This is a genomic window from Aquamicrobium sp. YD-1-mutant5 (assembly GCF_059509755.1).
Map to the genome: position 1 here is coordinate 37,652 of NZ_JCAKKP010000018.1, position 24,624 is coordinate 62,275.

General features: G+C 63.0%; 19 protein-coding genes. 7 read left to right on the forward strand and 12 right to left on the reverse strand.

What is annotated here, in order from left to right:
- Nucleotides 1-98 precede the first annotated feature (98 nt).
- The 3 genes from AC5XE7_RS18160 to AC5XE7_RS18170 form a co-directional block, all read right to left on the reverse strand.
- Complete coding sequence (locus AC5XE7_RS18160; protein WP_495367075.1) at nucleotides 99-1,553, reverse strand: sensor domain-containing diguanylate cyclase; 1,455 nt, start codon at nucleotides 1,551-1,553, stop codon at nucleotides 99-101.
- A gap of 421 nt (nucleotides 1,554-1,974) precedes the next feature.
- The gene (locus AC5XE7_RS18165) at nucleotides 1,975-2,943 is read right to left on the reverse strand and encodes a methionyl-tRNA formyltransferase (RefSeq protein ID WP_495367076.1); all 969 of its coding nucleotides are present in this window, start codon (nucleotides 2,941-2,943) and stop codon (nucleotides 1,975-1,977) included.
- A gap of 208 nt (nucleotides 2,944-3,151) precedes the next feature.
- Nucleotides 3,152-4,606: an aldehyde dehydrogenase family protein gene (locus tag AC5XE7_RS18170; RefSeq protein WP_495367077.1), complete on the reverse strand. Its 1,455-nt coding sequence runs from the start codon at nucleotides 4,604-4,606 to the stop codon at nucleotides 3,152-3,154.
- Between the two features lie 191 nt (nucleotides 4,607-4,797).
- On the opposite strand from AC5XE7_RS18170, the gene AC5XE7_RS18175 reads away from it, so the two are divergent.
- Nucleotides 4,798-5,874 carry a substrate-binding domain-containing protein gene (locus AC5XE7_RS18175; protein WP_495367078.1) on the forward strand — a complete coding sequence of 359 codons (1,077 nt, stop codon included), beginning with the start codon at nucleotides 4,798-4,800 and terminating at the stop codon, nucleotides 5,872-5,874.
- A gap of 47 nt (nucleotides 5,875-5,921) precedes the next feature.
- On the opposite strand, the gene AC5XE7_RS18180 is transcribed toward AC5XE7_RS18175, so the two are convergent.
- From AC5XE7_RS18180 to AC5XE7_RS18220, 9 genes are all read right to left on the reverse strand, one after another.
- Nucleotides 5,922-6,458 (reverse strand): UCP036055 family protein, encoded by a 537-nt coding sequence (locus tag AC5XE7_RS18180; protein ID WP_495367079.1) that lies wholly within the window; start codon nucleotides 6,456-6,458, stop codon nucleotides 5,922-5,924.
- A gap of 49 nt (nucleotides 6,459-6,507) precedes the next feature.
- Nucleotides 6,508-7,818, reverse strand: a complete 1,311-nt coding sequence (gene glyA, locus AC5XE7_RS18185; protein ID WP_495367080.1) for a serine hydroxymethyltransferase — start codon at nucleotides 7,816-7,818, stop codon at nucleotides 6,508-6,510.
- A 40-nt stretch (nucleotides 7,819-7,858) separates the two neighbouring features.
- Entirely contained in the window at nucleotides 7,859-10,540 is a 2,682-nt protein-coding gene (locus tag AC5XE7_RS18190; RefSeq protein ID WP_495367081.1) for a phosphoenolpyruvate carboxylase, read from the reverse strand.
- 355 nt (nucleotides 10,541-10,895) lie between these two features.
- Complete coding sequence (locus AC5XE7_RS18195; RefSeq protein ID WP_495367082.1) at nucleotides 10,896-12,191, reverse strand: glycerate kinase type-2 family protein; 1,296 nt, start codon at nucleotides 12,189-12,191, stop codon at nucleotides 10,896-10,898.
- A complete protein-coding gene (locus AC5XE7_RS18200) occupies nucleotides 12,191-13,159 on the reverse strand; it encodes a 2-hydroxyacid dehydrogenase (RefSeq protein ID WP_495367083.1) in 969 nt (322 codons plus the stop codon). Before AC5XE7_RS18200 ends, AC5XE7_RS18195 begins: the two co-directional genes overlap by 1 nt.
- Nucleotides 13,160-13,197: 38 nt before the next feature.
- Nucleotides 13,198-14,097, reverse strand: coding sequence for a succinate--CoA ligase subunit alpha (gene sucD, locus AC5XE7_RS18205; protein ID WP_495367084.1), 900 nt, complete (start codon nucleotides 14,095-14,097; stop codon nucleotides 13,198-13,200).
- 11 nt (nucleotides 14,098-14,108) lie between these two features.
- A complete protein-coding gene (locus AC5XE7_RS18210; protein WP_495367085.1) occupies nucleotides 14,109-15,299 on the reverse strand; it encodes a malate--CoA ligase subunit beta in 1,191 nt (396 codons plus the stop codon).
- A gap of 12 nt (nucleotides 15,300-15,311) precedes the next feature.
- Entirely contained in the window at nucleotides 15,312-16,262 is a 951-nt protein-coding gene (locus AC5XE7_RS18215) for an HpcH/HpaI aldolase/citrate lyase family protein (RefSeq protein ID WP_495367086.1), read from the reverse strand.
- Nucleotides 16,263-16,276: 14 nt separating this feature from the next.
- Complete coding sequence (locus AC5XE7_RS18220; RefSeq protein ID WP_495367087.1) at nucleotides 16,277-17,467, reverse strand: aminotransferase class V-fold PLP-dependent enzyme; 1,191 nt, start codon at nucleotides 17,465-17,467, stop codon at nucleotides 16,277-16,279.
- 321 nt (nucleotides 17,468-17,788) lie between these two features.
- Here AC5XE7_RS18220 and AC5XE7_RS18225 point away from each other — a divergent pair, with 321 nt between their 5' ends.
- The 6 genes from AC5XE7_RS18225 (at nucleotide 17,789) to AC5XE7_RS18250 (ending at nucleotide 24,617) form a co-directional block, all read left to right on the forward strand.
- Nucleotides 17,789-18,514, forward strand: coding sequence for a helix-turn-helix domain-containing protein (locus tag AC5XE7_RS18225; protein WP_239801397.1), 726 nt, complete (start codon nucleotides 17,789-17,791; stop codon nucleotides 18,512-18,514).
- A 457-nt stretch (nucleotides 18,515-18,971) separates the two neighbouring features.
- A complete protein-coding gene (locus AC5XE7_RS18230; protein ID WP_495367088.1) occupies nucleotides 18,972-19,868 on the forward strand; it encodes a class II glutamine amidotransferase in 897 nt (298 codons plus the stop codon).
- Between the two features lie 4 nt (nucleotides 19,869-19,872).
- On the forward strand, nucleotides 19,873-20,610 hold the full coding sequence (locus tag AC5XE7_RS18235; RefSeq protein WP_495367089.1) for a protein GlxC: 738 nt from the start codon (nucleotides 19,873-19,875) through the stop codon (nucleotides 20,608-20,610).
- 10 nt (nucleotides 20,611-20,620) lie between these two features.
- On the forward strand, nucleotides 20,621-21,949 hold the full coding sequence (locus AC5XE7_RS18240) for an FMN-binding glutamate synthase family protein (protein ID WP_183832442.1): 1,329 nt from the start codon (nucleotides 20,621-20,623) through the stop codon (nucleotides 21,947-21,949).
- Between the two features lie 31 nt (nucleotides 21,950-21,980).
- Nucleotides 21,981-23,324 (forward strand): type III glutamate--ammonia ligase, encoded by a 1,344-nt coding sequence (glnT, locus tag AC5XE7_RS18245; protein ID WP_495367090.1) that lies wholly within the window; start codon nucleotides 21,981-21,983, stop codon nucleotides 23,322-23,324.
- 42 nt (nucleotides 23,325-23,366) lie between these two features.
- The gene (locus tag AC5XE7_RS18250; RefSeq protein ID WP_495367091.1) at nucleotides 23,367-24,617 is read left to right on the forward strand and encodes a sarcosine oxidase subunit beta family protein; all 1,251 of its coding nucleotides are present in this window, start codon (nucleotides 23,367-23,369) and stop codon (nucleotides 24,615-24,617) included.
- Nucleotides 24,618-24,624: the final 7 nt, after the last annotated feature.

A 24,624-nucleotide genomic window follows, 5' to 3' on the forward strand; every position in this document is an offset into this window, starting at 1 on the left:
ATCGAACCGGCGCGGACAGGGTTCCGCGACGATTGACAGGCCGCGGAGCAGGTCTCTTGTCAGGCCCCGCGTGCCGAAGCCGGCGCGCGGGACAAAACTCAGATGTGGTCAGGGCTGGCGGCCGAGTAATGGGCGCGCTTGTCTTCGTACATGAGAAGATCCGCCCGTCTGGCGACAGCTTCCAGCTTCTCGCCCGGCAGGCTCGTGGCTGCTCCGAGGGAAAGTTTCAGTTCCATCTGCGAATAATACTGGTTGTTGATGCCGATAAGCCGCCTGATGTTATCGACCACGGCCTCGGCGCCGCGTTCGTCCATGTAGGGCAGAACGACAGCGAATTCGTCGCCGCCGATCCGAGCGGCATGACCGGGCTGTGTCACCGCTTCGTTGAGCACTTCGCCAACGCGGCGCAGCAATCCGTCGCCTGCGGCATGGCCCCATTGATCGTTTGCGGTCTTGAGGCCGTTGAGATCGAGAATGATGATCGAAACCGGCGCCTCGCCCTTGCGCTCCAGCCGGTTGAGTTCATCGACGTAATAGGCGCGATTGTGCAACTTGGTGAGCACATCATGCTTGCCGAGATATTCCAGATAGGCTTCGGCCTTCTTGCGGGCGGTGATGTCGGTCAGCGCCACCTGCACGAGTGACCAGTCGTCTTCGCGTCCCGGCAGCACCGAGAATTGCATGAGAACATGGCGCTCGGACCCGTCGAGCGCATAGTTCACCACTTCGCGCCTCTGGAAGAGGATCCCGTTCCACAGGTCGATAAGCTGCTCGCGGAAGTGCGATGCCATTTCATATCGGAAGATTTGCGGCAGGCTCTGCAACAGGGTCTTCTTGTCGTCTGCGAGAAAAAGGGTGAGCGTATCGTTGTTGATGTCCAAAACCCGGATCTCGCTGAGGCACTGGTGCACGAATTCGGGGTGCACGTCGGTGAACACGCGAAAATCGACGATGCCGCGCTGGCGCACATCATCCATCAACTGCTTGATGCGGCTGAAATCCTCAACCCACAGCGAAATGGGCGAGTGCTCGAAAAGCCCCTGTGCATATTGCTTGTGACGATCCTGTTCGCGCAGCGCATCCTCGCGCGCGGTGACATCCTCGATGGCCAGCAGAACCCGGTCCCAGCTTTCCTCGTGGCCGGGAAGTATGCGGCCCTTGAGCTGGATATCGATGCGCCGGCCGCCCAGCGAATAGTTCACCGTGTTGCTGCTGAAATGGTCCGACCCGTTCCAGAGCTGGACCATTTCCCCGATGTGCGGCTCCAGCATGTCGGCATTGAAAATGCGATGCAGGTTCGCCACCAGATGATCGACGTCATCGGCCTCGAACAGCGAGAGCGTCTTGCGATTGACCTTGAGCACGCGGATCTGGCTGGTGCACAGATCGAGGCGGCTGGTGTCTTCCCTCAGAAAGGCGCCCAGATCCGAAATACCCTCGGCACGCCATATGTCGAACTGCCTGCGCAGACCGCTGTAGTCTTCCAGCCACAGGGAGATTGGCGCCAGCTCGAATATGTTGGCGCTGTCGATCAGTGCGGCGTCGATGCTCATTGTCTTCCCGTTCTCTTCCGCTGCGCGGGCCACGCATGCCACTGCGTATCCGTACAGCCTGTGACCTGTACGACATTTTTCTAAACATTGGTTATCGCATGAAGCCTTTTGTTGCGTTCGACAGGCCAGAAGTGGACGCGGGGGACAAGGCAACCGGACAACGAAATGGCATGTATCGCAAGCAGAATAAAGGGCAAGGGCCGGATCGTCAGCTTTGCCCGCCCGGAAACCGGAATGCCCCACCGGGGAAGAAGGGGAAGGCGGGCGATTGCAACATTCGGGCCGATGCCCGCAGCACAGGTCAGGGCCTGTTCAGGCAAGGCAAAATGAAAAGGGGCAGGGATACGGAATTCCGCGTCCCTGCCGCCTGCAAAGTCATGACACCCTGGAATATGCGGGCGCCGGCAGAAAATCCCAGCGGCTACTGGCCTGACGCCGCCGCGAGATCGGGCGCTGCATGCGATTCCAGCTTGTCGCCGGTCGAAAGACCCAGCGATTTCGCGAATGCCGCTGCCGACATCTTCTTTCCTGCTTCTGTGCGCACCCTGGCGATCTCCACCGTGCCGCCTTGCACGGATATGGTGATCGTTTCCTCCGCAATGCCCACGATCTCGCCCGGCTTGCCCTGAACGTCGCCGAAGCGGCGCACCGAATGCTTTCTGGCCTCGAACAGCCGCACCTTTTCACCAAGCACGGTCGTCCATGCGCCGGGTGCCGGGTCGCAACCACGGATGAGGTTGTGGATCATGTCGATATGCGCGCTCCAGTTGATCCCGGCCTCGGCATCGCGGCACCAGCCTTCATAGGAAGCCGCGTCCTCGTCCTGCACGGTTTCGGTGTGACGTCCTTCGACCACGAGGTCGGCGGCCTCCAGCATCGCTTCGACGCCGAGCGGAAACAGGCCGTCGAAATAGACGGTGCCGAGCGTGTCTTCCGGCCCGATGGCAACGCGCTTCTGGAGGATGACCGGGCCTTCATCCAGCCCGTCAGTCGGGCGGAAGATGGTGAGGCCTGTCTCAGTGTCACCCTTGATGATCGGCCAGTTGATGGAACTTGGACCGCGATATTTCGGCAGCAGCGAGGGATGGTACTGGATGGTGCCATGCCTTGGAATGTTGACGAAAGACTGCGGCGCGAACTGCAGCACATAGGCCATGACGGCAAGGTCGACATCGAGCGCGCGCAACGCGCCTTCGGCAGTCGGGCTTTTCAGGTTTGGGAGCTGGAACACGCGCAGCCCAAGTTCCTCGGCGGCCAGCCGCAAAGGGTCGGGACGCGCGCCCGGCTTTTCGGGGGCACAGAAAACGCCGGCGACTTCGTCTCCCCGGGCCAGAAAGGCTTCCAGTACACTCTTACCGAAGGCCTGCTGGCCAATAATTGCAATGCGCATGCTTTTCCTCCTCGGTTCTCAGGCAAAGACCGGCCGTGCTTCGCCGAAGGCTGCACGCAGGAGGCGGCAGACCCGGCCGGCAATGACGGCGGATGGATCGGTTAAGGTCAGAGCATTTCCGCTGTTCCCGAAGCGCGGGAATGCTCTGACCGTCTGGTTTCATGCGGCTTTGAATGCAAAGCCGCACGGAGTGCTTGTGGCGACTTCTTCAGCGGCCCGTGTTGATCCAGACGACTTTGGGTTCGGTGAAGTTGTCGATCGCTGCCTCGCCATGCTCGCGGCCGAAGCCGGAGTCACGCGCGCCGCCCCATGGCAGACGAATATCGGTGGGGCCGTAGGTGTTGACCCAGACCGTGCCCGCTTTCAGGCGGCGGGTGAAACGATGCGCCCGGCCGATATCCCCGGTCCACACGCCGGCGGCGAGGCTGTAGACCGTGCCGTTGGCGATGCGCAGCGCATCCTCTTCATCCTGGAAGGGAATGACAGCCGCCACGGGGCCGAAGATCTCTTCCTGCGAGATGCGCATTTCGTGGCGCACGCCGGCGAACACCGTCGGCTCCACGAAATAGCCGGCATTGCCGTGGCGCGAACCGCCGGTGACGAGCGCGGCGCCTTCGTTGCGGCCAATCTCGATATAGTCGAGCACGCGCTTCATCTGCACCTCAGACACCAGCGGGCCCATGCCCGTCGACGTGTCCTGCGGATTGCCGATACGGGTCGTCTGCGCCCGCGCGGCCAGCCGTTCCACGACCTCGTCATGGATGCTGTGATGCACGAGAATGCGCGAGCCGGCCGAGCAGACCTGGCCCGTGTTGAAGAAGATGCCGGCACTGGCGGCCTTCACCGCTGCGTCGATATCGGCATCCGGGAAGATGATGTTGGCCGACTTGCCGCCAAGCTCCAGCGTCACGCGCTTGAGGTTGCCGGCCGAGCTTTGCAGAATCTGGCGTCCGACCACCGGCGAGCCGGTGAAGGTCACCTTGTCGACGTCCGGATGATCGACAAGCGCCTGCCCGGCCACCTTGCCGAAGCCCGGAACGACGTTGAGCACACCGGCCGGGAAGCCGGCCTCGAAAGCCAGTTCGCCGATGCGCAGCGCGGTCAGCGGCGTGATTTCCGCCGGCTTCAGCACCACCGTGCAGCCGCAGGCGAGCGCCGGCGCGATCTTCCACATGCCGATCATCAGCGGGAAGTTCCACGGGATGATGGCACCGACCACCCCCAGCGGTTCGCGCACGGTGTAGGTGAGCGCATCGGGACGGGCGGGAATGACCTGTCCGTTGATCTTGTCGGCCATGCCGGCATAGTAGGTGAGGGTGTCGATGACCGCCGGCAGATCCTGGCGGCGGATGGCCGAAACGGGCTTGCCCGAATCCAGGCTTTCGAGCTGCACCAGCTCGTCCTCGTTGCGGCGGATCAGCTCAGCCAGCTTCAGCAGCAGGGCGCCGCGCTCGCTGGCCTTCATGTGCCCCCATGAGCCTTCAAAGGCGGCGCGCGCCGAACGCACGGCGGCGTCGACATCGGCCGCGTCAGCCTCGGCCACCCTGGCCAGAACCTCGCCGGTGGCGGGGTTCAGCGTCTCGAAGCTGCGTCCGGAAGATGCAGGAACGCGGACCCCGTCTATCAGCAGCTTTTGTACGTCGTCGGAAACTCGGTTCAGCAAGATCGGACCTCCCATAATATGTACTTTGATTCATATTTTGAATCTTGTCGTGGCCCATGGAGTGCATGGGAATTCAACAGTAACTGCTGTGATGAATTTCGTGAATATGAAATTTATTGCCTAATAGGAAAGTTCAAGATATGATCTGAATTGCCAATATGAGTTTCGTCACGAAATGCTTGGGAGGAAGCATGATCGAGATTGAAATCGAACCTGTCTGGCGGTTTCGCCGCCGCAAGGATGCGCAGTCCCTTCAGATCATGCTGGATTTTCTGGCCGAGATCCGTGCGTCGGGAAAGATCGCCGCCGCCGCCGGCCGGGCCGGCGTTTCCTATCGCCATGCCTGGAACCTGATCGAGAAATGGTCGGAGTTCTTCAACACGCCGCTGGTCGTGCGCCGGCAGGGCAGCGGCACAAGACTGACACCGTTCGGTGAAAAGCTGGTCTGGGCCGGGCAGAGGCTTGAAGCGCGGCTGCGGCCTTTGTTGCAGAACCTGTCGCAGGAGCTGGAAACAGAGGTCAACCAGATGCTCACGCAGGGACCGCTGGTGCTGCGCGTTCACGCCAGCCACGGCTTTGCCGTGCCGAAGCTGCGGGAACTGCTGAGCCTCGAAGCCGATATCGATGTCGATTTCCGCTATGTCAGCAACCAGAGTTCGCTGGTTTCTCTGGTGCATGACGGTTGCGATCTGGCCGGCATGCATCTGCCGCAGGGCGAATTGCGAAAGCAGGCGATCGTCGCGGCAAAGGGGCTGCTCGACACCAGGACGCACCGGGTCATATCGTTCGTCACGCGCGAAATGGGATTGATGGTGCGCCCCGGCAATCCGCTTGGCATCGCGGAGCTGAGGCAGCTCGTTGATCCGCAGATCCGCTTCGTCAACCGCGATCCCGATTCCGGCACAAGGCTTCTGTTCGACCAGCTTCTTGCCCGCCATCGCATCGACGGCAGCCGTATCAATGGTTACGAGCATTCCGAGTTCACGCATGCGGCGGTCGCCGCCTATGTCGCCAGCGGCTACGCGGACGTCGCCTTCGGCGTCGAAGCGGCCGCCCGCCAGTTCGATCTCGATTTCGTGCGGCTGTTGACCGAGGATTATGTGTTCGTCTGCCACAAACAGATTCTCGACCTGGAGGCCGTCCAGTGTGTACTTTCGGTCATGCGCGGGCCGGAGTTTCACGCTGCTATCACCACGCTGCCCGGCTACCGGGTGAAGGAAGCTGGGGAGATCAAGACCATCAGCGAGGTGTTCCGGGAAACGCAGTAGCGTTTCAGGGGGCAGCGCCATGGTGCGATGCCCCCTTTTGCACAGGATCAGCCGCTCACCCGCAGCCGGTCAGGCCGGGTCGTGGGGCGAGGAATGGCCACCCGCACCGACGCCGAGCGGCCTTCGACCGCATCCGCGGCATGATTGTCGGCAGTCTCCTCTTCGACCCGCAATCCGGCACTGGCCGGACAGGCGCGCAGATAGTGTTGCGCTTCGGCGCGATCGCCGGCGATGCCCAGCAGTTCGACGGCGCTGCCGCTGCCGCGCAAGACGCGAAACGTGCCCGCTGACGGCCTTGCCAGAATTTCGAAGCGAAGATTGCTGTCCACCGAAAACGTCAGCGAGAGACCGCCGTCGTCAGCCGCGTTGCCGTCCACGGCGGACAGGCGCAGCGTGATCGAGGTCGGCGGCACCCAGCTGCGCAGTTCCGGCGAAGGGTCCTTCATCGCCAGCAGCCCGGTGCCGTTGCGCTTTTCCCACGCCTCGACTTCGGCGGCCTGTTCCTCGGCCGGCCTCGGCGTTCCGTCGCAAAAGCGGATCAGGCTGCCAAGCGGTGCATTTTCGTAGACATGATATGCGCACATACAGACCTCCTTCATTGAAGAGCCGTTGCCCGGCCAGAACGGTGTTGCCTCACTCATAGATCGGGAATCTGCGGACCAGCGCCTGCGCCTGCTCGCGCACTTCGGTTTCGACTGCCGCATTGCGCTGCTCGCCATTGGCTGCCAGTCCGTCGATGACGCGCATGGTCATCGCGCCGACCTCGCGGAATTCCGCCACGCCGAAGCCGCGTGTGGTGCAGGCGGGCGTGCCGAGCCGGACGCCCGAGGTGACGGTCGGGCCCTGCGGATCGAAGGGAATGCCGTTCTTGTTGCAGGTGATGTGGGCGCGTCCAAGCGCAGCCTCCACATCCTTGCCCGTCAGGTTCTTGCGGCGCAGATCGACCAGCATGAGATGTGTGTCGGTGCCGCCGGAGACGATGTCGACGCCGCCATCCGCCAACGTTTCTGCCAGCGCCTTCGCATTGGCCACCACCGTTGCCGCATAGCCCTTGAAGGCCGGCGTCAGCGCTTCGCCGAAGGCCACGGCCTTGGCGGCGATCACATGCATCAGCGGCCCGCCCTGCAGGCCGGGGAAGACGGCGGAATCGATCTTGCGGCCGATTTCCTCGTCGTTCGACAGCACCATGCCGCCGCGCGGCCCGCGCAGCGTCTTGTGGGTGGTGGTGGTGACGACGTGGGCGTGCGCCAGCGGATTGGGGTGAACGCCGCCCGCCACCAGTCCCGCGAAATGCGCCATGTCGACGAACAGCTTCGCACCGATCTCGTCGCTGATCTCGCGAAACGCCTTGAAGTCGATGACACGGGGATAGGCCGAACCGCCCGCCAGAATGACCTTGGGCCGATGCTTGAGGGCAAGATCGCGCACCTCGTCGAGGTCGATGCGATGATCGTCCTCCCGCACGCTGTAGGAAACGGCGTTGAACCATTTGCCGGACACGTTTGCCTTCGCGCCATGGGTAAGATGGCCGCCGGCGGCAAGGTTGAGGCCGAGGAAGGTGTCGCCGGGACGCATCAGGGCCAGAAACACCGACTGGTTGGCCTGACTGCCGGAATTGGGCTGCACGTTCACATAGCTGCAATCGAACAGGGCGCGGGCGCGCTCCCGGGCGAGTTCCTCCACCTCGTCCACATAGGCGCAGCCGCCATAGTAGCGCCGGCCCGGATAGCCTTCGGCATATTTGTTGGTGAGCACCGAGCCCTGCGCATCCAGCACCGCCTGAGAGACGATGTTCTCGGATGCGATCAGCTCGATCTCGTCGCGCTGACGGCCAAGCTCGCGCATGATCGCGCCGTTCACGGCCGGATCGGTATCGGCAATGCCGCTGCGGAAGAAGCGGCTGGAGCTACCGGTGCCCGGCCTGTTGGGAATATTGACGTCCATGATAACCCTCCCTTGCATCACCTGTCGGTGTGCGAAATCGTCAGCCGGTCCACCCCAGACCGGCCGATATGCAGTTGATCGACAAAAGCAGCGAATTGACCGCCCGTTTCGGCGCGTTGCCCGCGCGCACTTCGCGCAGCAGCTGCACCTGAAGCCGGTGAATGCTGTCCATCTGAGGTCGCACGCGGTCGAAGTCCCGCTTGAAGGCGGGGAAGCGCTCCGGCAGCGTCCTGCCGCCATTGACCCGGGCGATCATCTGGCAGGTCAGCGCGAATTCGGCGGCGATCTTGGCATGGATGCGGTCCGCGACCTCGCGATCCTGCACCAGTTCGGCATAGAGCCGGGCGATCTCCATGTCGGTCTGGTAGAGCACCTTGTCGACCTCATCGACGACCAGCCGGAAGAAGCGGAACCGCTCGAACATGGTTCGCAGAAGTTCCAGCCCGGCATCGCCGCGCACCGTCACGAAGGAGTTGAGGGCGCTGCCTATTCCGTACCAGCCGGTGAGCAGATGGCGGTTCTGGCTCCAGGCGAACACCCACGGAATGGCGCGCAGATCGGACAGGCCGCGCGCGCCGAAGCGCCGGGCGGGCCGCGAGCCGATCTTCAGGAGCGCCAGTTCCTCCACCGGGCTTGCCTGATTAAAATAGTCGATGAAGCCGGGCTCTCCGACGAGGCCGACATAGGAGGCCTGCGACATGCCGGTCAGCGCTTCCAGCGCTTCGGTGTATTCGGGGACGGCCTTCAGCTCCTCCTCGTCGCGGGATTTCACGCTGTGGGCGAAGACGCTGGCGGCAAGGATTTCGAGCTGATAGAGGCCGGTGCCGCGATTGGCGAATTTGGAGGAGACGACCTCTCCCTGTTCGGTGACGCGCATGATGCCGCCCACCGTGCCGGCCGGCTGCGCGGCGATGGCGCGTCCTGTCGGAGCGCCGCCCCGGCTGACCGATCCGCCCCGGCCATGGAAGAAGCCGATCCTGATCTTGCGCTTCGTGGCGAGGTCCGCGATCTGCCTCTGCGCCTTGCTGAGTTCCCAGTTGGATGCCAGAAAACCGCCATCCTTGTTGGAATCCGAATAGCCGAGCATCACCTCGTGGCAATTACCGTGATCGCGAACCGAACGGCTGACGATCGACACGTTCAGGAGCTGGTCGAGAATTTCCGGTGCCGCCCGCAAATCCGCGATGGTCTCGAACAGCGGTACGACCCTGAGCGCAATGGTGCCGCTGCCGTCCGGTGCAGTCGCCAGCCCGCAATACTGCGCCAGCAGATAAACGGCCAGCAGGTCGTCGCGCGATTGCGTCATGCTGAGGATAAAGGCGCCGACCGCACCGTCATTGTAGCCGGCGCGGGCCTCGCGGATGACGGCGAGCAGGTCGAGCATCTCGGTCGCCTCGGGCGACAGGGCGGCGCGGTCGATTTCGGGACGCTCGCCGCTGTTAAGTGCTGCGCGGATGCGTTCGCTCCACTGCAAGCTGCCGGGTTGCGGCGCGCCGGCCGGATCGATCAGGCCGAACAGCTCGGCCAGAACCCGATTGACGACCGTAGAATTCTGCCGGATGTCGAGCGAAACGGTGCGGAAACCGAAGGTTTCGACCTGTCGTATCAGAGGGCGCACGAAACGGCGCGCCGCCTGTCTGCCTCCCACTTTGGCGAGCACGCTTTCCAGAACCCGCAGATCGCAGGCGAAGAATTCCGCGCGCGGGTAGGGCGTGCCGGCACCCTCGCCACGGGTGGCCAGAAGCCGTTCCAGCATGGCTGCGCAGAACTGGCGGAAAGGCTCGTCGGAGTTTCGCGCCGCGACAGCTGTGGCGTCGCCGCTGCGCTCCAGAGCCTCATCGAGGCTGGCGCGAAAATCATCCGGAATGTCCACCACTCTGGCGCTGACGCTCAGCATGGCCACCAGACGGCCGAGCCGCGAAATGTACCAGTCGAGGGCAGCACGGCGACATTCGCTAAGTGCATAAGCGGTGACTTCTGCCGTCACATCGGGATGCCCGTCACGGTCGCCGCCGATCCATGAGGCATAGCGCATGAAGGACGGTACGGGCACGGCGTTCCCCGGATAATGGGTCGCCAGCGCTTCCTCGACCGTTTCATAAAGTTTGTGCGTGGCCTCGAAGATCACTTCCCGGAAGAAATGCAGTCCCCACGCGATCTCATGCGCCACCGAAGGCCGCTCAAGGCGCAGCTCGCCCGACATCCACAGAAGTTCGATCTCGCCCCGCAGATCATCGATATACTGGGCGCGCTCGCGCGGCGCCCATCTTTGCTGTTCCAGTTCGGTGAGCTTGCGATAGATGCGCCGGTGGATCTCCAGAATGGTGACGCGCTTGGCCTCGGTAGGATGGGCGGTCATCGTCGGGCCGACGAGCAGGCCATCGAGCGCGGCCTGCACCTTTTCCGCAGGATAGCCGGCAGCGGCGATCTCGCCGATCACATTGGCGAAGGACCCCACCACTTCATCCGCGCCGCCCTGCTTTTCCGCTTCCCGGCGCGCGCGCATGGCCAGAAGCTCGTTGGCGATTGCGGTGAGCTGGAACCATATCCCGGTTGCCTGAAGCGCGGGGATGCGTTCATGGGGCTGCAACTCGTCGATGGCGGTGCGTCCGACGAGCACCTGAGCCACCGCGGGCTCGCGCTCCCGGACCACCGACACGAGCAACCTGAACAGCAGGCTCCTGGCATCTTCAGACTGGTTTAGGCTGTTGATCTGGTCCAAGCGGCACCATTCCTCCCACCGCGGCCCCTGCTTCATTGCCCCGTTTCGGGGTCTGCTGATGAAGGGAGCCTGATGCGGCACTTTCGTTCCTCAAGCATCGAGGAAAGCGCTTTTTCTCCCGATCCGAAACGCCCGGACGGGTAAGAATCCCGATCCTTCGGGTGGCAATCCGGGTAGCTGGCGGGTAGGCGAAAATGCGCGTTCGCGCCTGCATGCGGCTTTGTCCTCTGCGAACGTGCGGGAAAAGAAAAAGCCTCCGGCCGGGGCCGGAGGCAAGTATCGGAACCTGCCCGATAAGGGGAGGCAGGCTGCCGAAGCGGGCAGTGAGCGGCCCGAACCGGTATGCGGCAGGTGTTTACCGCATGAGCAGGATCTGCAGGTCGGCGACATTGGTGCCGGTGCCGCCTGTCAGCAGAAGATCGCCAGACGCTGCGAGCGCCGGGTAGGAATCATTGTTGGCCAGATGCGCGTCCGGGTCGCAGCCGAACTGCCGCATCCATTCCGTGGATCCGGCATCGACAATGCCGCCTGCCGCATCGGTGGGGCCGTCGCGCCCGTCCGTGGCGCCGGACAGGAACACCCAGGGGCGCCCAATGCGCGCACCTTCCTCCAGCACGGCGAACCGCAGTGCCAGCTCCTGATTGCGGCCGCCCGCACCATTGCCGTTCACCCGCACGGTGGGCTCGCCACCGGCAATGATGGCGATGGGACCGCTTTCGCGGGCTGCATAAAGCGCCATCCTGTGCAGTACGGAAGCGGCATCGGCCACGTCGCCGCACAGCCAGTCATTGGCCTTGACCACGGCCGGGAACAGCGAGCCGGCACATTCCATCACCTTCTTCAGGCTGATGCCGTTGCCGCCGATCACGACATTCTCGACATGATTGAAATGCGCTGCTTTCGCAGGCGTCCGGCGGGCCGTGCTCTGAAGATGCTTTCGCATCGTTGCCGACAGCGCGTCGTTCAGTCCGTGTTTTTCGAGGACAGCGCGGGCATCCCCCGCACGCGGTCTCGCCGTCGGGCCGCTGGCGATGGTGGAAACATCGTCGCCCGGCACATCGGACAGGATCAGGGAAAGCACCTTCGCCTGACGCGCCAGTCCGGCGAGGCGTCCGCCCTTGAGGCGGGAAAAGGCCTGCCGCACTGTGTTGATCTCGCAGATGCCGGCTCCCGAGCGGATCAGCGCGTCGTTGAGGGCGATCTTGTCGGCTAGCGCTATTCCCGGCGCTGGTGCGCACACAAGTGCGGAGCCGCCGCCGCTGACGAGCACCAGCAGCAGATCGCCCGGGCGGACCGATTCCGCAAGCTGCTCGATCACATGCGCTGCCTGAAGGCTGTTTTCGTCCGGCAGCGGGTGGCCGCCGGCCATCACCATCACGCGGTCGTCGAGCGGCACCATGTTTTCCGGATTGGTCACGGCGCAGGCTGCGTGCAGTTTGCCGCCGAGAAAGGGCAGGGCGCCCTGCATCATCGGGCAGGCCGCCTTGCCGAAGGCGATCAGGACGACGCGGCGGGCCGCGTCGATCATGTGCCTGCGCTGTTCAAGCGCTTCAGACACGGCCTTTTCGGGGTCAGAGGCGCTGACGCCGCCGTGAAACAGGTCCAGCGCCTGCCTGCGCAGTGCGATCAGGTCGGATGCGGTGGCTTTCATCACGCCACCCGGTCCGGTACGTCGCGGCCTTCGAAGAAGGCGACGGTATTTTCCACCACCTTCATGCCCATCGCCACGCGCGTTTCCTCCGTCGCGCTGCCCAGATGCGGCAACAGCATCACGTTTTCCAAGCGCCTGAGGGCTTCCGGCACGGCCGGTTCGCCGTCGAAGACGTCAAGACCCGCACCGGCGATGGTGCCTGACTGAAGCGCATCGATCAGCGCCTGCTGATCGACGACATCGCCGCGAGCGGTGTTGATGAGGAAGGCACCGCGTTTCATTCCGGCAAGCCGTTTGGCATTTATGAGATGCCGGTTCTCCGCGCCGCCTGGGCAATGCAGCGAGACGAAATCAGCTTCTGCCAGCACATCCTCGATCGTCGGCAGTTGCCGCGCGGCCATGGTGCGGGTTTCGTCGTCATCGACCTTCGAGCGGTTGTAGAACACCACATCCATGCCGAAGCCGAAATGGGCGCGCCGTGCGGTCGCCTTGCCGATCCGCCCCATGCCGATGATGCCGATGGTCTTGCCAGACACCCGGCTGCCGATCATGTGGGTCGGCCGCCAGCCGGTCCAGTTGCCGGAACGCAATTCGCGCTCGCCTTCGCCTGCCCGGCGGGCCACGCCGAGCAGCAGGGTCATGGCGATGTCCGCGGTGCAGTCGGTCAGCACGCCCGGCGTGTTGGTGACGGTGATGCCCAGCCGGCGGGCCGCCTCGGTGTCGATGTGGCTGAAGCCAACACCGAAATTGCCGAGAAGGCGCGTGCGCGCCGTCCCCTCCGGGAAAGCGGCAGCCGGCAGGCTGTCGCTCACTGTGGGCAGGATGGCGTCATATTCGGCGAAGGCATCGCGCAGCTGGTCTTGCGTAAGCGGCACGTCGGATGTGTTGAAGGTGGTGTCGAATCGCTCCGAAAGAACCTTCTCGACAGCCTCCGGCCAGCGTCTGGTGACGATAATGCGTGGTTTCATCGTAATGTCTACCTCGATCGGAAAGGAAGAACCCGGACTCAGGCGGCTTTCTGCTGGGCCTGAAGCACTTCCGAGACGACCGGGCCGAACGCCGCTGGCGTCGGCACGATGGTGACGCCTGCCTCGCGCAGGATCTCCACCTTTTCCTGCGCGGACTCGCCGAATGCGGAAATGATGGCGCCTGCATGGCCCATGCGCTTGCCCTTCGGGGCGGACAGGCCGGCAATGTAGGCGATCAGGGGCTTTCGCATATTGTGCTTGGCCCATTCCGCCGCTTCCGCCTCCTGCGGTCCGCCGATCTCGCCGATCATCACCACCGCGTCGGTGTCGGGATCTTCCTCGAACAGCTTGAGGATGTCGCGGAAGGACGAGCCGTTGATCGGATCGCCGCCGATGCCGACGCTGGTGGAGACGCCGATGCCGAGCGCCTTCATCTGCGATGCCGCCTCATAGCCCAGCGTTCCCGAGCGACCGACGATGCCGACCCGGCCGGGAAGGTAGATGTTGCCGGGCATGATGCCCATCATCGCCTGTCCGGGCGTGATGACGCCGGCGCAATTGGGGCCGACGAGGCGCATGCGGTCCTCGAAGCGGAAGCGCAGCATGAAGCGCTTCACCCGCATCATGTCCTGCGAGGGAATGCCGTCGGTGATGCATACGCACAGCCTGATCCCGGCTTCGGCCGCCTCCATGATGGAATCGGCGGCGAAGGGCGGCGGCACGAACACGATGCTCACATCGGCGCCGGTTTCGCGTACCGCGCCGCGCACCGTGTTGAAAACCGGCATGCCCTGATGGACCTGCCCGCCCTTGCCGGGGGTGACGCCACCCACGACATTGGTGCCGTAGCGCCGCATTTCGTCGGCGTGGAAGCTGCCGATCTTGCCGGTCAGGCCCTGCACGATCACGCGCGACCTGCGGTTCAACAGAATTGCCATCTCGTCCTCCCTCAGTTCGCTTTCTTGTTCTTCTTTGAAAAGGCGCGCATGGCCTCGACCGATCTTTCAGCGGCCTCGGCCAGCGTATCGGCGACGATCACGTCCTCGCCGGATTCCGCCAGTATCCTGCGGCCTTCCTCCACATTGGTGCCCGCCAGCCGCACCACCAGCGGCACCCCGACGCCGACTTCGCGGATGGCCTTGATGACGCCTTCGGCGACCCAGTCGCAGCGGTTGATGCCGGCAAAGATGTTGACGAGGATGGTCTCGACATTGTTGTCGGCAAGCACGGCCCGGAACGCCTTGGCCACCCGCTCCGGCGAAGCGCCGCCGCCGATGTCGAGGAAGTTTGCCGGTTCCCCGCCGGCGATCTTGATCATGTCCATGGTGGCCATGGCCAGACCCGCGCCGTTGATGATGCAGCCGATATTGCCGTCGAGCCCGACATAGGAGAGGCCGCGATCGCCGGCGAAGGTCTCGCGCGGATCTTCCTGCGACTTGTCGCGCAGTTCCGATATTTCGGGCCGGCGGAACAGGGCGTTCTCGTCGAAGGACATCTTGGCGTCGAGGGCGATCAGGTTGCCGTCGCCGGTCACCACCAGCGGATTGATCTCCAGCATGGAGGCATCGAAGTCGCGGAACACGCGGTAGCAGCCCATCAGCGTATCCACCGCCTTGCCGATCAGCCGGTTGTCGAGCCCCAGCCCGAAGGCGATCTCGCGCGCCTGGAACTGCTGCATGCCGACGCCGGGATCGACGATGGCGCGAATGATGGAATCCGGCTCCTTCTCGGCGATCTCCTCGATCTCCATGCCGCCTGACGCCGAGCCGACGATCATGACGCGCTCGGTTTTGCGGTCGAGAACGATGCCGAGATAAAGCTCCTGGCGGATGTCGACCGTCTCCTCGATGTAGAGGCGGGAGACGAGCTTGCCTTTCGGGCCGGTCTGGGTGGTGGCGAGCTTGCGCCCCAGCAGCGATTCAGCGGCTTTCGCCACTTCGCCATCGGAGCTGCAGATCTGTATGCCGCCTGCCTTGCCGCGTGCGCCGGAATGGATCTGCGCCTTGACCACCCATTTGCCGCCACCGATCTCGCTGGCGCGATAGGCGGCCTGCTCGGGGCTGTAGGCAAGGCCCCCGCGCGGGATCTGCACCGAATAGCGCGACAGCAGTTCCTTGGCCTGGTATTCGTGGATATCCATCTTGAACCTCCCTCAGGCTGCCTGCGCAGCACGCTCTATGGCTTCGTGGACGACGAGCACGTTGCGGGCCATGCGCTCGGAAGCGGCGTCGATCATCTTGCCGTCCAGCGCCGCCGCACCCTTGCCCTGTTCCTCCGCCTCCTTCAGCGCCTCGATGATGCGGCGCGCGCGGGCCACCTCCTTGGCCGGTGGCGAGAACACCTCGTTGGCAAGCTCGATCTGAGAGGGATGGATGGCCCACTTGCCCTCGATGCCAAGGGCCGCGGCGCGCCTGGCGGCGTCCAGATAGGCTTCCGGATCGGAAAAATCGCCGAACGGCCCGTCGACAGCCCGCAGCCCGTAGGCCCGGCAGGCCACCGTCATGCGCGACAGCGCGAAATGCCACTGGTCGCCCGGATAGTCGGGATTGAGGCCGCCGATGCTGACCGTGCGCGCCTTGCAGCTCGCGGCATAGTCGGCGACGCCGAAATGCATCGCCTCAAGCCGTCCGCCATAGGCGGCGATCGCCTCGACATTGGCCATGCCGAGTGCCGTCTCGATCAGGGCTTCCAGACCGACTCGGGTTTCAAAGCCCTTTGCCATCTCGATCTGGTTGACCATCGCCTCGACCATGTAGAGGTCGGCCGGCACGCCGACCTTCGGCACCAGAATGGTGTCCAGCCGGTTGCCCGCCTGCTCCATCACATCGACAACGTCGCGATACATGTAGTGGGTATCGAGGCCGTTGATGCGGATCGAGATAGTCTTGCCGCGGGCGCGCCAGTCGATTTCGTTCAGCGCCCGGACGATGTTCTCGCGGGCCTTTTCCTTGTCCGGCGGGGCGACCGCGTCTTCCATGTCGAGGAAGACGTAGTCGGCGGCGCCCTCGGCGGCCTTGCGGATCATTTCCATGTTGGAACCCGGCACCGCAAGCTCGCTGCGCTGGAGGCGGGGTTTGCGAAGATGATGGAGGGTATGGCTCATGGCTGCTGCCTCTCTCAGGCTGCTTTGGCGACGGCGGGTTTGGCCGCTTGGCTGTAATATTCCACCGCAGCTCCAACGCCCGCGCCGGCTTTGATCTTCACGCCGCAGTCGAGCAGCGACATTTCCGTGGCCGCCAGCGCCGAGCACATCATCACCTCGTTGATCCAGCCGATATGGCCGATGCGGAACACCTTGCCGGCAACCTTGTTGAGGCCGACGCCCAGCGACGTCTGATAGCCCTGATAGGCCCGGCGCACGATGTCGGCGCTGTCGATGCCTTCCGGCACGTAGATCGCGCTCACCGTATCGGAGTTCCATTTTTCTTCCTTGGCGCAGATCTGGAGGCCCCATGCGCTGACCGCCGCGCGCACGCCTTCGGCCAGCCGGTGGTGGCGCGCATAGACGTTGTCGAGGCCTTCATCGAGCAGCAGGTCGAGGGCGGCGCGCATGCCGCGCAGGAGCTGAACCGCAGGCGTATAGGGGAAATAGCCGGTGTCGTTGGCCCGGATCATGTCTTCGAAGGAGAAATAGGTGCGGGGTTGCTTCGCCTGCTTGTTGGCGGCCAGCGCCTTCTGGCTGACGGACAGGAAGGCGAGGCCCGGCGGCAGCATGAAGCCCTTCTGCGAGCCGCTCACCGCGCAGTCGACGCCCCATTCCTCCTGCCGGAAATCGATCGAGGCGATCGACGACACGCCGTCGATGAAGAGCAGGGCAGGGTGCTTTGCCGCATCGAGCGCAGCGCGCACGGCCGCCACGTCGCTGGTGACGCCGGTCGTGGTTTCGTTGTGGGTGACGAACACCGCCTTGATGCGGTGTTCCTTGTCGGCTGCCAGCCGTTCCGCGTAAATCTCGACGGGAACGCCGGTTCCCCATTCGGCATCGACGACATCGACATCGAGACCGAAGCGCTGGGCCATGTCGACCCACAGCAGCGAGAACTGGCCGAAACGCGACATCAGCACCCGGTCGCCGGGATTGAGCGTGTTGGCGATAGCCGCTTCCCATGCGCCGGTGCCGGAGGAGGGGAAGATGAAGGCGCGGCCCGTTTCATTGCGGTAGACCTTCATCAGGTCGGTGAAAAGGCCGTTGACGAGCAGCGGATAATCCAGCGCGCGCATGTCTTCCATCGGCATGTTCATCGCCTGACGGACGGTTTCCGGCACGTTTGTCGGACCCGGAACAAAGAGATGAGTATAGCCAGCCATCAGAATTCCTCCCAGAAAATGCGGCGCAAGCGCCTGTTCGGCTTTCTGGAAGGATCAGGCGGGTGACGGAAGGTAACAACACCTGTCCAGATAGATTTGAGAGCCTTGAGGCGTTGGTAAGAACCTACTCATTCAGATGCTGAGATCGCCGATAGTATAGGCTGGGCCTACCCGTTCATTATGCTTCGCGGCGGGCAGGGCGATTGCGGAAACAAAGACGAATGCGGGGCTGCGGCAAGCGCTGCACTAGGAATTATCGGCGTTTGCATGGTACTGGGATTACGTGACAGCATGATCGATGGCAACGGAGCATCCCACGAGATGGCGGAGACAATGAAGCCGGCAAGGAAGACCCGGGCCAGCAAGGCTGCAAGCAAGGCCGAGCCAGCGAAAACTGTTCCCGAACTGCACCGGGTGGTGCCCCTGTCGCAGGACCCCCATTCCGTGCGCGATACGCGCGAAAATGTCCTTGAAGTCGCAATCGGGCATGAAGTGCGCACATTCCGCAAACAGCTCGGCATCACCGTGGCCGATCTCGCGGCTGCGACCAACATTTCGCTGGGCATGCTCTCCAAGATCGAAAACGGCATCACCTCGCCGTCGCTCACCACCCTGCAGGCATTGTCGCGGGCGCTGGGCGTGCCGCTGACGGCATTGTTCCGCCGTTTCGAGGAAGAGCGCAGCGCCGTCTTCATCAAGGCAGGCGAGGGCGTCGACGTCGAGCGTCGCGGCACGCGCGCCGGCCACCAGTACACGCTGCTCGGCCATATCGGCGCCAATACCAGTGGCGTTGTCGTCGAGCCCTATCTCATCACGCTTGCGGAAGATTCCGACGTGTTCCCGACCTTCCAGCATGAGGGCATGGAGTTCCTCTATATGCTGGAGGGCGAGGTCGTTTACCGGCATGGCAGCAAGCTGTTCCGCATGCTGCCCGGCGACAGCCTGTTCTTCGACGCCGATGCGCCGCATGGACCGGAGGAGCTGACAGAGCGTCCCATCCGCTATCTGTCGATCATCTCCTATCCGCAGGGCAGCCGTCGCAACTGACGCCGCTGTCCGGCACCGTCTGAAGATATAGCGGCAATTTCCAGCCTCCGGTGATCCTGCTGATTGTCGGAGGCAATGCCATCTGCCGTGGGTGAAACCGCACGGCGGGCAACCTTTTCGTGTCGGTCGCGCTCCGGCGTCCTGCCATCGCGCGGTTATCGCGCGGTTTTTGCGCTCGTTCGAGATGCCGCAAGGTCTCTATTGAACTACAGCCGGACGTACCCGCCACGGCGACCGCTTCCGGCCTCGCTATCCTCTTCCCGCGCGACGAAATACCCGCAAGCTCCCTGTTGGAAACGCGCCATGCGTTTGCCAGTCCCTGAAATTCAGGGATTTGAAAGAGTGCTTTGCGGCGCCACTTTTCTTATATGAAAAAAACATTCATCCCAGTTGAATTGCAGAAAATTGACTGCTATCGTCCTTCATCAGGAAAAGAACTTGCAAGAGGTGAACATCAATGTGTGGCATCGTGGGGCTGTTTCTGAAGGACAAGTCATTGGAGCCGCAACTCGGCGCCATGCTGTCGGAAATGCTGGTTCTGCTGACCGATCGCGGTCCGGACAGCGCCGGCATAGCAATCTACGGATCATCGGCTGCGGGGCATGGCAAGATCACCGTGCAGTCGCCTTCTCCGGAAGCTGATTTCGCCGGGCTCGACTCGGAAGTCGCCAAAGAAATCGGCGCTCCGGTGGCCATGACGGTGAAGTCCACCCATGCGGTTCTGGAGCTTCCGGCCGACAAGCTTGAAGCTGCCCGCGAAGCCATCGCCACGCTTCGCCCGGACGCCCGCGTCATGGGTGTCGGCGAGTCCATCGAAATCTACAAGGAAGTCGGCCTCCCCGAAGAAGTCGCCAGGCGCTTCGACGTGTCGGGCATGTCGGGATCGCATGGCATCGGGCATACGCGCATGGCTACTGAATCAGCGGTGACCACGATGGGCGCGCACCCGTTCTCGACGGGTCCCGACCAGTGCCTGGTGCATAACGGTTCGCTGTCCAACCACAACAACATGCGCCGCAAGCTTCGCCGCGAAGGCATGAAATTCGAGACCGAGAACGACACCGAGGTTGCGGCGGCCTACCTGTCGCACCAGATCGCGACCGGCAAGGGTCTTGGCGAGGCGCTGGAATCGAGCCTGAACGATCTCGATGGGTTCTTCACCTTCGTGGTTGGAACAAAGAACGGCTTTGGTGTCGTCCGCGACCCGATCGCCTGTAAGCCGGCCGTCATGGCGGAAACTGATCAGTATGTCGCGTTCGGAAGCGAATACCGGGCCCTGGCGAACCTGCCGGGGGTTGAGCAGGCGAGGGTCTGGGAGCCTGAGCCATCCACCGTTTATTTCTGGGAGCATTGAGGCGATGGCTACATCCAACCTTGCCAAGGCGGTTACGCACGAAGACCAGCATGCGGCGAAAGTCTTTGATCTGTCCAAGACGACGCTGCGGGAGCTTAATCAGGCCCTTCACGACGCCGCCGAAGGTTCCAACCACACGAACTGGGAGATCATCAATCCCAAGGGCAGTCATGCCGTCGCAGTGGGTGTGGAACTGCCGCTCCAGATCGATGTGCGTGGCAGCGTCGGCTATTATTGCGCCGGCATGAACCAGAACAGCACGATCACCGTGCATGGCTCCGCCGGTCCCGGCGTCGCCGAAAACATGATGTCCGGCACCGTTGTGGTGAAGGGCGATGCCTCGCAATATGCCGGTGCCACCGGTCGGGGCGGACTGCTGGTGATCGAGGGAAATGCCTCGTCGCGCTGCGGTATTTCGATGAAGGGCATCGACATCGTCGTGCGCGGCAATGTCGGCCACATGTCGGCCTTCATGGCGCAGTCCGGCAATCTCGTCATCATGGGCGACGCCGGCGATGCACTCGGCGACTCCATCTATGAGGCCCGCCTGTTCGTGCGTGGCAGCGTGAAGAGCCTCGGCGCCGACTGCATCGAGAAGGAGATGCGCCCCGAGCACATCGAAATTCTGCAGGCGTTGCTCGATCGTGCCGGTGTCACCGACGCGAAGCCGCAGGACTTCAAGCGCTACGGTTCGGCCCGCACCCTGTACAACTTCAACATCGACAACGCCGACGCGTATTGAGAGGCCGGAAATGACCTATCACAATCCACCGACCACGCCGCGCAAATCGGCGACGTTCGACGACTACGCCATGTCGGAAATCCGGCGCGCGGCCGCGACCGGCATCTACGACATCCGCGGTTCCGGCGCCAAGCGCAGGGTTCCCCATTTCGACGATCTGCTGTTTCTGGGCGCTTCGATCTCGCGTTATGCGCTGGAAGGCTATCGCGAGCGCTGCGACACCACGGTTGTGCTCGGCACCCGTTTCGCCAAGAAGCCGATCGAACTGAAAATTCCGATCACGGTTGCCGGCATGAGCTTCGGCTCCCTGTCGGGCCCGGCCAAGGAAGCGCTCGGCCGCGGGGCCACGCTTTCGGGAACCTCGACGACGACCGGCGACGGCGGCATGACCGAGGAAGAGCGCGGCCATTCCGAGAAGCTGGTCTATCAGGTCCTGCCGTCGCGTTACGGCATGAACCCGCGTGACCTTCGCCGCGCAGATGCCATCGAGGTGGTTGTCGGCCAGGGCGCCAAGCCCGGCGGCGGCGGCATGCTGCTCGGCCAGAAGATTTCCGACCGCGTCGCCGAAATGCGCACCCTGCCAAAGGGCATCGACCAGCGCTCGGCCTGCCGCCATCCGGACTGGACCGGCCCGGACGATCTGGAGATCAAGATCCTTGAAATCCGCGAAATCACCGACTGGGAAAAGCCGATCTATGTGAAGGTTGGTGGAGCAAGGCCCTATTACGACACCGCTCTCGCGGTGAAGGCAGGTGCTGATGTCGTCGTTCTCGACGGCATGCAGGGTGGTACTGCCGCCACACAGGAAGTGTTCATCGAACATGTCGGCCAGCCTACCCTTGCCTGTATTCGTCCGGCAGTGCAGGCTCTGCAGGATCTTGGCATGCATCGCAAGGTGCAACTGATCGTCTCCGGCGGCATCCGCAACGGCGCGGATGTGGCGAAGGCACTGGCGCTCGGCGCCGATGCCGTCTCGGTCGGTACGGCGGCGCTCATTGCTCTTGGTGACAATGATCCAAGATGGGAGGAGGAGTACCAGAAGCTTGGCTCGACCGCCGGAGCGTATGACGACTGGCATGAAGGCAAGGATCCGGCAGGCATCACCACACAAGACTCCGAGCTTATGAAGAGAGTCGATCCGGTTGCTGCAGGTCGCCGCCTGGCCAATTACCTGAAGGTCATGACGCTTGAGGCGCAGACCATCGCCCGCGCCTGCGGCAAGAACCATGTCCACAACCTTGAACCTGAAGATCTGTGCGCCTTGACCATTGAGGCAGCAGCTATGTCGGGAGTGCCGCTGGCCGGAACGAACTGGGTGCCCGGGAAGAGCGCCTTTTAAAAAATAACCTGAATTGGGGAGGAGCAATTCAATGGGTACAATTTTTACAGCAAGGCAAGACGCATCGACACAAACCAACCTTGAAGCATACGCCAAAGCGAAGAACATCAAGTACTTCATGGTGACCTATACGGACGTGATCGGCTACCAGCGGGCCAAGCTGGTGCCGACCCGCGCCATCGCGGACGTCCAGAAAGGAGGAGCCGGCTTTGCCGGCTTCGCCGGCGGCATGGACATGACGCCGGCGAACTCCGACATGCTGGCGATCCCGGATCCGGAATCGGTCACGCCGCTCAGCTGGAAACCGGAGGTGGCATGGCTCGCTTCCGATTGCGTGATGGATGGAAAGAGTGTCGAGCAGGCACCGCGAAACACGCTCAAGCGTCTGGTCGACGAGGCCGCCTCTCTGGGAATCCGCGTCAAGACCGGCGTCGAGCCGGAATTCTTCCTGACCACCGCCGACGGCAAAATGGTTGCCGACGAGCATGACCGTCTTGCCAAGCCCTGCTACGACCAGCAGGCGCTGATGCGTCGCTTCGACATCATCGCCGAAGCCAGCGAGGCGATGATCGATCTGGGCTGGGAGCCCTATCAGAACGATCATGAGGATGCGAACGGCCAGTTCGAGATGAACTGGATCTACGATGACGTGCTGGTGACCGCCGACCGTTATTCGTTCTTCAAATTTATGATCAAGACCATTGCGGAACGGCACGGCCTTCGCGCCACCTTCATGCCGAAGCCGTTCCCCGGCCTGACCGGAAATGGTTGCCACGCTCACATTTCGGCGTGGGACCTGACCGGCACGAAAAACGTGTTCGCTGATGACAATTCGTCGAACGGGTTGTCCGAACAGGGCATGCACTTCCTTGGCGGCATCATGAAATATGCGCCGGCGATGACGGCGATCATCTGCCCCACCGTCAACTCCTACAAGCGCATCAATGCGCCGCGTACCTCGTCGGGGGCCACATGGGCACCGAACGCGGTGACATGGACCGGCAACAACCGCAGCCACATGGTGCGTGTGCCGGGTCCGGGCCGCTTTGAGCTGCGCCTGCCCGATGGCGCTGCCAACCCGTATCTGATGCAGGCGGTCATCCTCGCAGCGGGTCTTGCCGGTCTTCGCGACAAGCTTGATCCCGGCCCGCGCAGCGACATCAACATGTATGAGGACGGCCACACCATCAAGGATGCGCCGAGGCTGCCGCTCAATCTGCTGGATGCGCTTCGCCTGCTCGATGGCAGCGAGGAGTTTAAGCAGATGCTCGGGCCGGAGCTCGTCGATGCCTTCGTCAAGATGAAGATGAAGGAGTGGAATTCCTACGTTTCCCATTTCACCGAATGGGAACGCGAAAACGCTCTCGACATCTGAAACGCCTCTGCCGGATCGCCCTCAATTCCCGGAATACATGCGATGAAATATTCGATCTTCTCCCTCGCCCGGGCGGCCCTGACCGGCCACAGGGGCTGGACACGAGCCTGGCGCGATCCGGCGCCCAAAAGCCGCTATGATGTGATCATCATCGGCGGTGGCGGACATGGCCTCGCCACCGCTTACTTCCTTGCCAAGGAATACGGTATCCGCAATGTCGCGGTGCTGGAGAAAGGCTGGATCGGCTCCGGCAATGCCGGCCGCAACACCACCATCATCCGCTCCAACTACATGCTTCCGGGCAATGTCGGCTTCTACGAGCTGTCCATGAAGCTGTGGGAGCGCATGGAGCAGGACCTCAACTACAACACCATGGTGAGCCAGCGCGGCATCATCAATCTTTACCATTCGGATGCGCAGCGCGATGCCTTCGCCCGGCGCGGCAACTCCATGCGCATCAACGGTATCGATGCCGAACTGCTCGACGCCGGGCAGATCCGCAAGGAACTGCCGTTCCTCAATTATGCCAATCCGCGCTTTCCCATCATGGGTGGTCTGGCGCAGCGGCGCGGCGGCACGGCGCGCCATGATGCCGTGGTGTGGGGCTATGCGCGCGCCGCCAATGATCTGGGCGTCGACATCATCCAGAATTGCGAGGTGACCGGCTTCCAGCGCACAGATGGCCGCATCACCGGCGTGGAAACGACGCGTGGATCGATCGGTGCCGGCAAGGTCGGCATGGCCGTTGCCGGCAACACCTCTCGTGTTGCCTCCATGGCAGGACTGAGGCTTCCCATCGAGAGCCATGTGCTTCAGGCCTTCGTCACCGAAGCGATCAAGCCGCTCATCCCCGGCGTGGTCACCTTTGGCGCAGGCCATTTTTACATCAGCCAGTCGGACAAGGGAGGCCTTGTCTTCGGCGGCGATCTCGACGGCTACAATTCCTACGCCCAGCGCGGCAACATGCCGACCATGGAGGATGTCTGCGAGGGCGGCATGGCGGTGATGCCGATGATCGGCCGCGTGCGCCTGCTGCGCCAGTGGGGCGGCATCATGGACATGTCGATGGACGGCACGCCGATCATCGACAGGACACCCGTGGACGGGCTCTATCTGAATGCCGGCTGGTGCTATGGCGGTTTCAAGGCAACGCCGGCCTCGGGCCTGACCTTCGCTCATCTGATCGCGCGCGACGAGCCGCACAAGGAGGCCAGCCGTTTCCGGCTGGACCGCTTCCGGCGTGGCGCGACGATCGACGAAAAGGGCCAGGGCGCCCAACCGAACCTTCATTGAAAGTGGT

Coding starts and splice junctions, on each gene's coding strand:
- AC5XE7_RS18235 (WP_495367089.1), top strand. CDS start 19,873: ATGGCTACATCCAACCTTGCCAAGGCGGTTACGCACGAAGACCAGCAT.
- AC5XE7_RS18200 (WP_495367083.1), bottom strand. CDS start 13,159: ATGAAACCACGCATTATCGTCACCAGACGCTGGCCGGAGGCTGTCGAG.
- AC5XE7_RS18160 (WP_495367075.1), bottom strand. CDS start 1,553: ATGAGCATCGACGCCGCACTGATCGACAGCGCCAACATATTCGAGCTG.
- AC5XE7_RS18210 (WP_495367085.1), bottom strand. CDS start 15,299: ATGGATATCCACGAATACCAGGCCAAGGAACTGCTGTCGCGCTATTCG.
- AC5XE7_RS18220 (WP_495367087.1), bottom strand. CDS start 17,467: ATGGCTGGCTATACTCATCTCTTTGTTCCGGGTCCGACAAACGTGCCG.
- glnT (WP_495367090.1), top strand. CDS start 21,981: ATGGGTACAATTTTTACAGCAAGGCAAGACGCATCGACACAAACCAAC.
- AC5XE7_RS18250 (WP_495367091.1), top strand. CDS start 23,367: ATGAAATATTCGATCTTCTCCCTCGCCCGGGCGGCCCTGACCGGCCAC.
- AC5XE7_RS18165 (WP_495367076.1), bottom strand. CDS start 2,943: ATGCGCATTGCAATTATTGGCCAGCAGGCCTTCGGTAAGAGTGTACTG.
- AC5XE7_RS18180 (WP_495367079.1), bottom strand. CDS start 6,458: ATGTGCGCATATCATGTCTACGAAAATGCACCGCTTGGCAGCCTGATC.
- sucD (WP_495367084.1), bottom strand. CDS start 14,097: ATGGCAATTCTGTTGAACCGCAGGTCGCGCGTGATCGTGCAGGGCCTG.
- AC5XE7_RS18225 (WP_239801397.1), top strand. CDS start 17,789: ATGGCGGAGACAATGAAGCCGGCAAGGAAGACCCGGGCCAGCAAGGCT.
- AC5XE7_RS18175 (WP_495367078.1), top strand. CDS start 4,798: ATGATCGAGATTGAAATCGAACCTGTCTGGCGGTTTCGCCGCCGCAAG.
- AC5XE7_RS18195 (WP_495367082.1), bottom strand. CDS start 12,191: ATGAAAGCCACCGCATCCGACCTGATCGCACTGCGCAGGCAGGCGCTG.
- AC5XE7_RS18230 (WP_495367088.1), top strand. CDS start 18,972: ATGTGTGGCATCGTGGGGCTGTTTCTGAAGGACAAGTCATTGGAGCCG.
- AC5XE7_RS18215 (WP_495367086.1), bottom strand. CDS start 16,262: ATGAGCCATACCCTCCATCATCTTCGCAAACCCCGCCTCCAGCGCAGC.
- AC5XE7_RS18240 (WP_183832442.1), top strand. CDS start 20,621: ATGACCTATCACAATCCACCGACCACGCCGCGCAAATCGGCGACGTTC.
- glyA (WP_495367080.1), bottom strand. CDS start 7,818: ATGGACGTCAATATTCCCAACAGGCCGGGCACCGGTAGCTCCAGCCGC.